The sequence below is a fragment of the Bacillus sp. FSL K6-0255 genome, from assembly GCF_045040725.1.
Lineage (GTDB): Bacteria > Bacillota > Bacilli > Bacillales > Bacillaceae > Bacillus > Bacillus subtilis.
In genome coordinates this window covers 3,284,464-3,296,178 of sequence record NZ_CP150278.1, presented here as the reverse complement: position 1 = coordinate 3,296,178, position 11,715 = coordinate 3,284,464, and the positions used below count along the sequence as shown (strand labels likewise).

Annotated in this window: 13 protein-coding genes and 1 riboswitch; of the genes, 9 read left to right on the top strand and 4 right to left on the bottom strand. The window is 44.3% G+C overall.

What is annotated here, in order from left to right:
• Window positions 1–10: 10 nt before the first annotated feature.
• The 4 genes from MHB62_RS17255 (at window position 11) to MHB62_RS17240 (ending at window position 4,079) form a co-directional block, all read left to right on the top strand.
• Window positions 11–820: an ABC transporter ATP-binding protein gene (locus MHB62_RS17255; RefSeq protein WP_015714695.1), complete on the top strand. Its 810-nt coding sequence runs from the start codon at window positions 11–13 to the stop codon at window positions 818–820.
• 170 nt (window positions 821–990) lie between these two features.
• Window positions 991–2,184, top strand: a complete 1,194-nt coding sequence (locus MHB62_RS17250; protein ID WP_015714694.1) for an efflux RND transporter periplasmic adaptor subunit — start codon at window positions 991–993, stop codon at window positions 2,182–2,184.
• Window positions 2,168–2,857 carry an ABC transporter ATP-binding protein gene (locus tag MHB62_RS17245; RefSeq protein ID WP_014480848.1) on the top strand — a complete coding sequence of 230 codons (690 nt, stop codon included), beginning with the start codon at window positions 2,168–2,170 and terminating at the stop codon, window positions 2,855–2,857. The genes MHB62_RS17250 and MHB62_RS17245 overlap by 17 nt, the downstream gene beginning before the upstream one ends.
• Entirely contained in the window at window positions 2,850–4,079 is a 1,230-nt protein-coding gene (locus MHB62_RS17240; RefSeq protein ID WP_014480847.1) for an ABC transporter permease, read from the top strand. The genes MHB62_RS17245 and MHB62_RS17240 overlap by 8 nt, the downstream gene beginning before the upstream one ends.
• A 34-nt stretch (window positions 4,080–4,113) precedes the next feature.
• Here MHB62_RS17240 and rsiO read toward each other — a convergent pair whose 3' ends face one another.
• The 3 genes from rsiO to MHB62_RS17225 form a co-directional block, all read right to left on the bottom strand.
• Window positions 4,114–4,524 carry an acid stress-sensitive anti sigma factor RsiO gene (rsiO, locus tag MHB62_RS17235; protein WP_015714693.1) on the bottom strand — a complete coding sequence of 137 codons (411 nt, stop codon included), beginning with the start codon at window positions 4,522–4,524 and terminating at the stop codon, window positions 4,114–4,116.
• Window positions 4,525–4,584: 60 nt separating this feature from the next.
• Complete coding sequence (oxdC, locus tag MHB62_RS17230; protein WP_015714692.1) at window positions 4,585–5,742, bottom strand: oxalate decarboxylase; 1,158 nt, start codon at window positions 5,740–5,742, stop codon at window positions 4,585–4,587.
• Window positions 5,743–5,862: 120 nt separating this feature from the next.
• Window positions 5,863–6,015 (bottom strand): YvrJ family protein, encoded by a 153-nt coding sequence (locus MHB62_RS17225; protein WP_003244090.1) that lies wholly within the window; start codon window positions 6,013–6,015, stop codon window positions 5,863–5,865.
• Between the two features lie 200 nt (window positions 6,016–6,215).
• Here MHB62_RS17225 and sigO point away from each other — a divergent pair, with 200 nt between their 5' ends.
• From sigO to MHB62_RS17200, 5 genes are all read left to right on the top strand, one after another.
• A complete protein-coding gene (gene sigO, locus MHB62_RS17220) occupies window positions 6,216–6,746 on the top strand; it encodes an RNA polymerase sigma factor SigO (protein WP_072692766.1) in 531 nt (176 codons plus the stop codon).
• Window positions 6,747–6,749: 3 nt separating this feature from the next.
• Window positions 6,750–6,989: a sigma-O factor regulator RsoA gene (gene rsoA / locus MHB62_RS17215; protein WP_003228484.1), complete on the top strand. Its 240-nt coding sequence runs from the start codon at window positions 6,750–6,752 to the stop codon at window positions 6,987–6,989.
• 152 nt (window positions 6,990–7,141) lie between these two features.
• A complete protein-coding gene (gene yvrH / locus MHB62_RS17210; RefSeq protein ID WP_003243545.1) occupies window positions 7,142–7,855 on the top strand; it encodes a two-component system response regulator YvrH in 714 nt (237 codons plus the stop codon).
• Window positions 7,852–9,594, top strand: a complete 1,743-nt coding sequence (gene yvrG, locus MHB62_RS17205; RefSeq protein WP_015714690.1) for a two-component system sensor histidine kinase YvrG — start codon at window positions 7,852–7,854, stop codon at window positions 9,592–9,594. Before yvrH ends, yvrG begins: the two co-directional genes overlap by 4 nt.
• A 71-nt stretch (window positions 9,595–9,665) precedes the next feature.
• Window positions 9,666–10,544, top strand: coding sequence for an SMP-30/gluconolactonase/LRE family protein (locus MHB62_RS17200; RefSeq protein ID WP_003228493.1), 879 nt, complete (start codon window positions 9,666–9,668; stop codon window positions 10,542–10,544).
• 36 nt (window positions 10,545–10,580) lie between these two features.
• Here MHB62_RS17200 and MHB62_RS17195 read toward each other — a convergent pair whose 3' ends face one another.
• Entirely contained in the window at window positions 10,581–11,372 is a 792-nt protein-coding gene (locus MHB62_RS17195; protein ID WP_015384617.1) for an SDR family NAD(P)-dependent oxidoreductase, read from the bottom strand.
• A 153-nt stretch (window positions 11,373–11,525) separates the two neighbouring features.
• Window positions 11,526–11,665, top strand: a riboswitch (cobalamin riboswitch).
• Window positions 11,666–11,715 lie beyond the last annotated feature (50 nt).

Below are 11,715 nucleotides of genomic sequence, written 5' to 3'. Positions count from 1 at the left end.
GGGGCCGAATATGAATTCATTATCAACGGAACAGCTTGGTATCGGTTATGGCGACAGGGTGATTGTAGAGGATTTAAATATATCGATTCCTAAAGGGAAAATTACCACCTTAATTGGCCCGAACGGCTGCGGGAAATCAACGATTTTAAAAACAATGTCCAGAATTATGCGTTCACATGCAGGTGCCGTCTATTTAAACGGCAAAGCGATTCATAAAATGTCTACAAAGGACATTGCAAAAGATATGGCGATTCTTCCACAGACACCTGAAGCGCCGAGCGGCCTAACAGTGCACGAATTGGTGTCGTACGGCAGGTTTCCGCATCAATCAGGATTCGGCAGATTAAATGACGAAGACCGCCGGATTATCAAATGGGCGCTTAAAGAAACAGGCATGGCTGAATATGCTGAACGGCCGATTGAGGCATTGTCAGGCGGACAGCGTCAACGCGTGTGGATTGCCATGGCGCTTGCGCAAGGGACGGAACTGCTTCTGCTGGATGAACCTACAACGTATCTTGATCTTGCACATCAGCTTGAAATTCTGCAGCTGCTTGACAGACTCAACAAAGAGCAAGGGCGGACGATTTTAATGGTCATTCATGATCTTAACCATGCAGCTCGTTTTTCTCATTATATGATCGCGCTCAAAAAAGGCACGGTCATCAAGGAAGGAACTGCTCTGGAGGTCATGACACCAGACATTTTGAAGCAGGTATTTCAGATTGATGCAGAAATCGTGACTGATCCCCGTACAAATAAACCTGTATGCTTGACATATGACTTGATTAAAAGTGAAAAAGAGCTAGTTACTGTATGAAAAAATCCCGGTTTGAAGCCGGGATTTTTTTTATTCGGCTTTGAAAATACAATTTTTCTATTTGATTCCGTCATTTCAATAAAAGGATTGCAAGTCTTTTTGAATTAATAGATAATATTGGTTAGAATGTTTCGAAAATATTACATAGTTTACAGAAAGAGGAGATCGTTGTGTCCAAGAAGAAAAAATGGCTTATTGGCGGTGCGATATGTGCCGGTGTGCTTGTATTGGCTGGGATCAGCGCTGGCGGTTTTTACTTTTTTACCCACATGAACCAAGTTGCCGTATCATCAGAGCCCTATGCTGAATCGGTCGCGGTATACATGGGAGGAGATTCAGAATCAGGCCAAACGTTTTCTGGAAAGGTTGAACCTGAGAAACAGCAGAAAGTATACATAGATTCAGAAAAAGGCAGCATTAAAAAAACATACGTCAAAGAAGGCGATCAGGTTAAAAAGGGCGATAAACTTTTTGAGTATGAGGGCGAGGATCATTCTGATGAAGTGGAGCAAGCCAATTTGCAAATTGAAATGACAAATCTGCAAATCAACCGTTTGCAAAAATCAATAACGGAAACGGAAAAAAAGCTGAAAGTTGCAGGAAAAGAAGAGAAAAACCAGCTTCAAGATGAACTTGATCAAGCCAATTTCGATTTGAAAACAAGCCAGCTTGAACTGAAGCAGCATCAAAAAGAACTGGCTGGCCTGACGAAAAACAAAGGTTCCAATGTCATTACAAGCAAGCATGACGGAATCGTTCAAAGCGTCAATCAGGATATCGCTGACGGTGCAACAGGTGACCAGGCAACGGGCCCGTATATCCAGATTGTTTCGACGGGCAAATATCTGGTCAAAAGCCAAATCAATGAGCTGTTAATGGACACGATCAAAAAAGGCAGCAAAGTCAGGGTCACGCTGAAAACAGGCGGTGAGGGCGAGTGGAAAGGAAAGGTCACCTCGATCGGCAAGCTTCCAGCGGGAGCAGGCGAGGGTGAAGAATCAGAAAGCTTTGCTGATGAAGAAATGAATCCCCAGTCCTCTAACTATCCTTTCACCATTTTATTAGACAGCCATAAAGGTCTTGAAGTCGGCTATCATGTCAATATCGAAGTGATGAGTGATAATGCTGATGCGGATACGATCAAGCTGCCGTCCGACATGGTCATTCAGGATGACGGCGAACCGTATGTGTGGAAAGCTGATGAGAATCAGAAAGCGGTTAAGCAGCCTGTTGAAATCGGAGAGACTGATGAAAATGACATGGTGGAAATTAAGAGCGGCCTGACGCCGGAAGATTATGTGATCTATCCTGATCCCGCGGTCAAGGAAGGAAAGCAGGTTACAGTCAATGCTGACACTGAATAATATTTCGAAGTCGTACAAGCTGGGAAAAGAAGAAGTTCCAATCTTGAAACATATCAATCTGACTGTTCAGGCGGGGGAGTTTTTAGCTATTATGGGGCCTTCCGGTTCTGGAAAGTCAACGCTAATGAATATTATCGGCTGTTTGGACAGGCCAACCTCAGGAACCTATACGCTTGACCAGATCGATATATTGAAAGGGAAAGACGGGGCTTTAGCCGAAATTCGCAATGAATCAATCGGGTTTGTGTTTCAAACTTTCCATTTGCTGCCGCGTCTCACCGCGCTGCAAAATGTCGAGCTGCCGATGATCTACAATAAAGTGAAGAAAAAAGAGAGAAGGCAACGGGCATATGAAGCGCTGGAAAAGGTCGGATTAAAAGACAGGGTCTCCTACAAACCGCCTAAGCTGTCCGGCGGCCAAAAGCAGCGGGTGGCGATAGCGAGGGCCCTTGTCAATCAGCCGAGGTTTATTTTAGCTGATGAACCGACCGGGGCGCTTGATACCAAATCAAGTGAACAAATTTTGTCACTGTTTTCTGAACTGCATCGGGAAGGCAAGACCATTATTATGATAACCCACGACCCGGACGTCGCCAAAAAAGCTGACAGAACCGTTTTTATCAGAGACGGAGAGCTGGTATTAGATGAGAGAGGGGATATCAGCCATGCTTGAACATATTCGAATCTCCTTTCAATCCATTTTTTCTCATAAATTAAGATCGATTCTGACAATGCTCGGCGTGATTATCGGCATAGCGGCAATCATCGCGATTGTTTCAATGCTGAAGGGCCAAAGTGAGCAATTAAAGCAAAGTATGATCGGCATGGGAAACAACGCGATCAACGTTGTCTACCAGCCGTCTGGCGGAGAAGAGGAGAGCGGCGGCCCTCAGGTGTCGTATGCGTCCGCGCCGCCTGTAGCGGAAGAAACAGTAAAGGCGATCAAATCAGATCCGATGGTCAAAGGATTATCCTTATATTACTTGTCAGAAGGCGCGAGCGTTTTTCATTTAACAAACGTTTCGTATCCCCAAGTGTATGGAGTGGACGATGATTACTTCGACATGTTTCCAATCCGAATAACCGAAGGGAGAAAGCTGACGGAAAACGATTTAAACAGCACACACCAAGTAGTGATGATCAATGAAGCTGTCAGAGATGAACTGTTTCCAGACGGAGAAGCTCTGCATAAAAACATTGAGATGAATGGTGTGCCGTTTAAGGTCGTCGGTGTTTTTAAAGAAAAAAATCAACAGGAAAGCATGTTTGAAGGCGACTACGCGAACCCGGTTTTGTACGTGCCGAAAAAAGTGTGGCCGCTTATTGAAGGGTTTGACGCGCCAACGCAGATTGCCGTGCAGGCTGATTCTTCTGAGCATATCCAAGAAGCGGGTGTAATGGCTGCAGATCTTTTAAATCAGGGACTGTCAGAAGCTGAGCTGGAAAAAGCAGAGTACAGTGTAATGGATCTTCAGGAGATCGCGCAGGAAGTGGAGTCCTTTAATCAGTCATTTGCTTTGCTGCTTGGCGGAATCGCCAGTATTTCACTTTTGGTGGGCGGTATCGGCGTCATGAACATTATGCTCGTTTCCGTAACGGAGCGCACGAGGGAAATCGGGATTAAGAAAGCGCTCGGTGCTAAGCGGCGTGTGATTTTATTTCAATTTTTAACCGAGGCTGTCGTGCTGACAAGCATTGGCGGAATACTCGGTGTGCTGGCGGGCTTCGGCATCGCCAAGCTGCTGACGGTCATTTTTCCTATGCCTTTTATCGTCTCCATTCCAGCTGTTGTCGGAGCACTCATCTTTTCAATGGCAGTCGGCATTATCTTCGGCTTGCTTCCGTCTATCAAGGCTTCGAAGCTTCAGCCTGTAGACGCGCTTCGCTATGAATAAAAAGAACGCATCCAATTGGAATGCGTTCTTTTTTTTAGCTGGGAAGAGCCGAGTTGCATTTGTCTAAAATCAAAAAAACGGCTGCGACAACCATTTCTTCTGTGGTGGACAGCCAGATGTCGCTGATCAATTGGTCTGTTGTATGAGCAGTCATCCACAAAAACAGCAGCTGTACGATGCCGGCAAGGAGAATGAATAAACGTTTTCCTGTCTTGAAAAATGTAAAGCTATGTATCATCAGCCGTTCAAATGGTTCAAAGCATAATCCGAGAACAAGGAATACCACGGCAAAAAGCAGGACATGAGCTGCTGAGCGGTAGCTCGTTCCCGCTAAAGAAAACAATATATAGATGACAGCAAAATAGGTCAACACCACTGCTGCTGCGGCCAGCAAGTACTTTATGGAGAGCCACAATAAGCGTTTTGAAGGGTTTTGATGTTTCACTGGTTCAGCTCCTTATGAAGGCTTGCAGAGAACAAGTGCTCTCTGCAAGCCGCAAGTCTTTTATTTACTGCATTTCTTTTTCACTACTGGGTGCTTTTCTTTTGAAAGCACATCAGTAAAGTCTTTGCCCAAGTCAAGGTGCGCTTGAACAAATGTTTCAGGAAGCATGGCAAGCCATTGGTTTAAAGATACATCAGCATAATGGTCGTCTTTGAAGATTTCTAAAAAGACAAGCGGTTCATCCCCGATGTTTTCAACGTAATGACCCATTGCAAATGGTACATACCCGACATCACCAGCTTGGTAATTAAATGTTCTGGCATGGCCGTCAGATGCAAAAACGGTCATTCTAGCTTTACCGGAGATGTAGTATTGCCATTCGTGGGTATTCGGATGCCAGTGCAGTTCTCTCATGGCGCCGGGTTCTACTGTTACGAGCGCTGATGCGATGGTTTTAGACACTTTGAAGTTTGTCGAATCTGCAATGTATACTTTTCCTCCCTCAGATTCGATCGGCTCTTGTTCAAGAAGGCGGTAAGTAAATGGATAAGGCACTTCGCCATTTGGCCCTTCCTCAATATCATCTTTTAAACTGCCAGGAAGTTGGTTTTCAAATATATATTTTTCTTTGCCAGGTAAATTGGCAATCTCTTCTTTTGTCACGCCGAAGTTCGCAGCAATGACTTCTTTTGGAGTGTGGGCAAGCCAATCTGTCAGCTGGAACGTGCTGTTTTCAGAGAATGATCCATCGTCAAACACGAGCAGGAACTCAGCTCCCTCATCCAGAGCTTGGATGGAGTGCGGCAGGCCTGACGGGAAGTACCAAAGGTCTCCTTCACCTACATCGTCAATAAAGCTGCGCCCTTTTTCATCTACAATTGTGACTCTTGCACTTCCGTAAATCATATAAGCCCATTCAGCTTCTTTATGCCAGTGAAGCTCGCGAATCGCGCCTGGCTTCAGCCGCATATTTACGGATGCAAGGTTTTCTGAAATCGGCAATTCACGTACTGTCACTTCCCGGGCATATCCGCCTTTTTCTAATCGGTTATGAGTATCAGAGAATGAAAACTTCATATTGCTGACGGTGCCATGATCGGTTTCAGGCGGAACGAGCATATCAGGGTTTTGCCGGTCTCTTTCAATATTGCGCGGGATTTTTACCGTTGCTCCTTTGTCTCCTCTAATTGGCTGCGGAATGTCATTTTGTTTTTTCATGAAATGTTTCCTCCTTACATTTAAATGTGATAGCAGAAAGAGAAGGTGAAAGGCCTTTCGTTTTCCCTTCTGTTTTGTTAAGTGAAAAAAACCAGTGAAAAGTCAACTTCGATTGAAAAATTATTTTTTTGCATGATCTTTCAGTTCTGTCATTAGTTCTATTAGTTGATCAAACTTCTTTTCGAATCGGGTCAGCAGATACATTGCAATCAGCGCGGGAAACCCCAAATTGCCGATCTGTTTTACGACTTCCTCTATAAAAACCTGATCCATAGGAAAATACCTCCCTTCTTTTTCTGCAGTCATGTATGTAAGTGAGGAAAACCGATAAAACGTAAACTGCTGCAAAGTATTTTGGAAGACACTAGGCGGAAAGTAGTAGTTTACTTTTTTTTGCTTTCCTTCATTTAATTTAGTAGGGAGGCGGTTTGATGGACTATCAAAGTCTTTTACGGTCAAAATGTAAGGAGATAATGAAGCATCCCATCGTGAAGCATTTTTTGAGCAATCCTCAGCATTACCGTTTGTTCAAAAACGTAATGGAAAGCCCTAACGAAAAAGATGCAAGATCATTGGACGAGCTATTTAAGCAATTTTATAAAGAAATCCGCATCGTCAAGTATATGAATTCAATGATTCGCATCTTTTCTATTGATTTTGATAAGCGGGTTCGCAAAAACCAAAAACGGTATCCACTGACGGTTGATCATCCGGAGGCGGGAGACCGGCTTCCTTCCGAAACAGGTAGCGATGCATTTGAAGAATTTTTAGACAGGCAGGATGATTTGAGCCAGCATGTACAGGATTACCAGCTCTACCAAGCGATCCAGAAGCTGACTGACAAACAAAAAAGTGTGCTGACGAAAGTCTATCTTCACGGTGCCACGATGCAGGAGATTGCAGATTCATTAGGGGAGTCCCGACAAAACATCTCCAACATTCATAAAAAGGGGCTGGAGAATATCAGAAAGCAGTTAGCGGCGCAAAAAAAGGGGGAAAAGTAAGCTGTGGACGGCCAGTTTGAACAAAAAAAGAAACAAAAAGACGAGACTTATGACATTGAGCACCTGATTGCATGCTTTTCACCGATGATCAGAAAAAAACTCAGCAATACGTCCTATCAAGAAAGAGAAGATTTAGAGCAAGAGCTGAAGATCAAAATGTTTGAAAAGGCTGATATGCTTTTATGTCAGGATGTACCGGGGTTTTGGGAGTTTATTTTGTACATGGTAGATGAGAACTCATAATATTTTCATATGAAAAAACATCAAAAGGGAGCGCTTGTTTGCTCCTTTTTTGCTGTTTTGATTTGCCAAGGCTCCAATGTATTCAAAAATGTACCATAAATAAACGATATAATGATAAGATGAAAAAAACAGTGACAGAAAGGAACATAAAAGTGGAAAATGCGTCAATTTTAATCGTAGACGATGAGAAAGCGATTGTGGACATGATCAAACGCGTTCTCGAAAAAGAAGGTTATCGAAATATACTGGATGCGGCAAGCGCAGAAGAAGCGATTCCCGTTGTGAAGGCCAATAAGGTTGACTTGATTGTGCTGGATGTCATGATGGGCGGAATGTCCGGTTTTGAAGCCTGCACATTGATCAGAGAGTATTCAGACGCTCCGATTTTTTTCCTGACGGCAAGATCATCCGACGCGGACAAATTATCGGGCTTTGCGGTTGGAGCTGATGACTATATCACAAAACCATTTAATCCGCTGGAATTAGCGGCGCGGATCAGAGCGCATCTCAAGCGTACATATCAATCGAAAGAAACGAGTTCAAATCAAACCTACACATATGATTACTTTACTTTTTCTCCGCAAAATGCCGAGTTGATCGTAGGCGGGGAAGCCGTTGCCTGTTCAGCCCAGCTTCTGCAGCTTTTGCAGTATTTTTGTGAACACCCTAACGTGGTGCTTTCCAAAGATCAAATATATGAAAAAGTATGGGGCTATCCTTCCTACGGTGACAACAACACCGTCATGGTTCATATTCGCAAGCTTAGGGAGAAGATTGAGCGCGATCCGAGCAATCCGGAGTATATTGTAACCGTTCGAGGTCTCGGCTATCGTTTTATCCCAAATCCTGAAGGCAAGCGGTCATGAGGTTAAGATGGAAGTTTTTGTTTCACTTTTTCGGCCAGATGCTGATTGTGATCCTGCTGCTTACGGTTATGCTTGTTGCATCGTTTTTCTATTTAGACGCCCGTTTTAGCGATGCGGAATCCAATTCAGGGCTGACGAAAGCAACGACCGACACACTTGAGGCATATCTCGATGTAAACGAAGACGGGACATGGGAAGTGGATAATTTCCTGAAGAAATCTGTTGATAAACAGCACGGCTGGATGCAAATCATTGATTCGGAAGGAAACACTGATTATTCCTACGGCGTGCCAAAAGACGTGCCGGGCACCTATACCAAGAAAGAGCTTTTGTCTATTTATAAAACCAAAAAGCTTCATAACTATAAACTGAATTATTGGGCCATCAATATTGAAGATAAGTCGTATCTTCTATTGTCCGGCTGGAAATCAAAAAGTGAACAGCTCCTGACTTCCGTTGAAAAGCGTGAACAAAAGATAGACTCGCTAGCGCACTATAAGTCTAGTACCATCGACTATATTAAACGGAAAAAAGGCGCCATTTACCTGTTAGACAGCAATGGAAAGATTCTCGACAGCATCAACAGCACAAAAAGCGAGAGAAAAACGATGAACCAGCTGGAGCTGCTTAAATACAGCTCTAAGCCTTGGAACTATAAGCGGGAAATTTCCGTTAAGATCCTCAATAAAGACAGATGGATGGTCGCTACGGTGCCGAACCCAGTCTATGTAACCGATCAGGAGTTTAACAAATCATTCCTGAAGGTTGTATTAAAAGCGATGTTTCTCGTGATGGCCGTTTTGTTCATGTATATCATTTGGATGACCGTTTGGTATATGTTCCGATTCGGGCTGCCGATTTTTCACACGATTAGATGGCTGGTCAATCTGTCAAAAGGGAAGCTTGAGGAGCCCAGAAACCGGGAAGGCCGTCCTGTCAGCAAAAATAAAAAGGGAAAAATCAAACAGCCGTACCGTTTCTTCGGTGAGATATTTGAATCAATGGATCAGCTGACTGAAACGCTGAGAAGGGATAAAAGAAACAGAGAAAAAATCCAGGCGACAAGGGAAGAATGGATTGCCGGTTTGTCACATGACTTAAAAACACCGCTCAGCAGTATTTACGGCTACAGCATGATGCTCGAGTCGAAGCAGTATGACTGGTCGCCGGAAGAAGTGAAAGAAATGGGGCAGGTTGTCAGAGAAAAATCTGAATACATGTCCAAGCTGATTGAAGACTTAAATTTAACGTATCGGCTGAAAAATGATGCTCTTCCTATTGAGAGAAAGCTCACTAGCCTTATCCCGTTTTTTAAAAATGTCATTGAGGATTTTAAGAAAAATCCGTTTTCTGAAGGCTATGATATCTCGTTTGTATCCAAAGAAGAGCATATTGAATTTGCCCTTGATGAAGCGTGGTTCAGGCGCATATTAGAAAACCTCCTTGGGAATGCCGTGAAACACAACGGCAAAGGAACAGAGATTCAAGTCATTCTGGAACAAACAAAAAATCATATTTCTTTAAAGGTGAAGGACAATGGGAAAGGAATGGATGAAGAAACGATCACCCATTTGTTTAACCGTTACTACAGAGGGACGAACACAAAAGATTCAACTGCCGGAACGGGTCTCGGGCTCGCGATTGCCAAGGAGCTTGTCCATCTGCATAACGGAACGATACATGTGAACAGCAGAATGGACATTGGGACGGTCATTACCATCCTTTTTAAAAAACAATAAACATCATGTGGTTTGGACACCTCTTTGCCGGGAATAACAATATATAGACTGAAGCTAAAGAGGTGTAACACATGGATGCAGTATTGGAAGCAGACACTCGGGCAGTGATTGGAGAAGGCCCGTTATGGGATGAAGAAAACGGCCGCTTATATTGGGTTGATATCCTGGGAAGCGAGCTTCACATCTTTGACCCTGAAGAAAAAATCAACCGATCAATCAAATTCAAATCCTTTGTGACGGCGCTTGCGAAATATTCAAAGGATGAACTGATTATGACGATGAAGGACGGGTTTTACCTGTATCATCTTCGGGATGACAGCTTGGAAAAAATTAAACAGCCGAAGGACATGCATGAGAGCCTGAGATTTAATGATGCTAAATGTGACCCTTACGGAAGGCTTTGGGCGGGGACGACGAGCATGGAAGGCGAGCAAAAACAGGCGTCGCTGTACCGTTTGAATCTAGACGGCAGTCTTGTCAAAATCAAGGATCAAGTCTCCACCTCAAACGGTTTGGATTGGGACCGCGAGCGGAATTTGATGTATTACATCGACACGCCGACGCAGGAGATTGTGCGTTACAGCTATGATCCTCAAAGCGGAGATGTTTCGAATCCAGAACCTGTCTATCGTTTTGATCAGTCAGACGGATTGCCGGACGGCATGACAATTGACCAAAATGGCATGCTGTGGGTGGCGCTGTTTGGCGGCAGCCGCGTTGTTCACATTGACCCGTTTCAGAAAAAAGAAATCAATTCAATCAGCGTGCCGGCTAAATATGTCACGTGCTGCGCGTTCGGCGGCAGAGACTTAAAAACCCTTTACATTACAACGGCAACAGAACAAATGACAGAAAAAGAGAGATACGAGCAGCCTCACGCTGGAGGGTTGTTTTCAGCACAACTGGAAACAGGCGGATATCAGCCGGTACCATTTGCTGGAGACGTATAAAAAAACGCATCCGAAACACGGATGCGTTTTTTTATACTACAGAGAACGGATAATGCCGCCTTCCACACGCTGTGCCGTGCCGTTAATGGCGGATGCGGCGTCAGACGCGAGGAATACGATTGTGTTAGCGACTTCTTCTGCTGTCGCGTAACGCTGAATAAGTGAGGTTGGCTCATTGACCTTGAAATAGTCTTTGATAAATGTATCTGTATCCTGGCCGGCTGCTTGTGCGGCGCCTTCCATATAGGATGCCACGCCCTCTGTCCAAGTAGGTCCCGGGAGCACTGAGTTGACCGTCACATTTGTGCCTTTTGTCATTTCAGCCATTCCTCTTGAAAGGCTGATCAGCGCCGTTTTTGTCATTGAGTATGGAATCATCGTTGGCAGCGGTTTGACGCCTGCTTCACTTGCAATATTTAAAATGCGGCCGCTGTTTTTGGCAAGCATTTTTGGAAGGAAGTGACGGCTTGTCCGAACGGCGCTCATCACGTTCACTTCGAAATATTGATTCCACTCTTCATCTGTCACATCGGCGAAGTCTTTTACCTCGAAGAAACCAAGGTTGTTGACAAGGATATCGATATCACCGATTTCATTTACTTTTTCGATAAAAGCCGCTGCTTCATCTGTTTTTGACAAATCGGCAGCAGCACCGTGCACTGTTCCATAGCCAGAAAGCTCTTCAATGGTGCGATCGACAGTCTCCTGTTTGCGTCCGTTGACAATGACTGCCGCACCCTCTTGCAGAAAGCTTTTTGCGGCGGCTTTCCCGATACCGGACGTCGAGCCGGTGATTAAGACGAGTTTGTCTTTTAGCTGTAAATCCATAAGAATCATTCCTTTTGATTGATGATGGTATTAAGTATACAAGATCAAATTTAGTGTTTACGAGGATTTTGCTCCCATACACAATATGGGGAAAAGTCATTCAGGACACATATACAAGCCTGTCAGTCATATAGTATAATTACTCCGAAAAAAGGATACGAATGTCAAATAGGTGCCGGTCCGTTAACAACAGTCGGCTTAAAAGGGAAACCGGTAAAAGCCGGTGCGGTCCCGCCACTGTAATTGGCCAAGCGCCAAGAGCCAGGATACCTGCCTGTTTGATCAGCACGAATTCTGCGAGGACAGATGATGTGTAAACAATAGGCTTTTTTGTGTTGTTTAC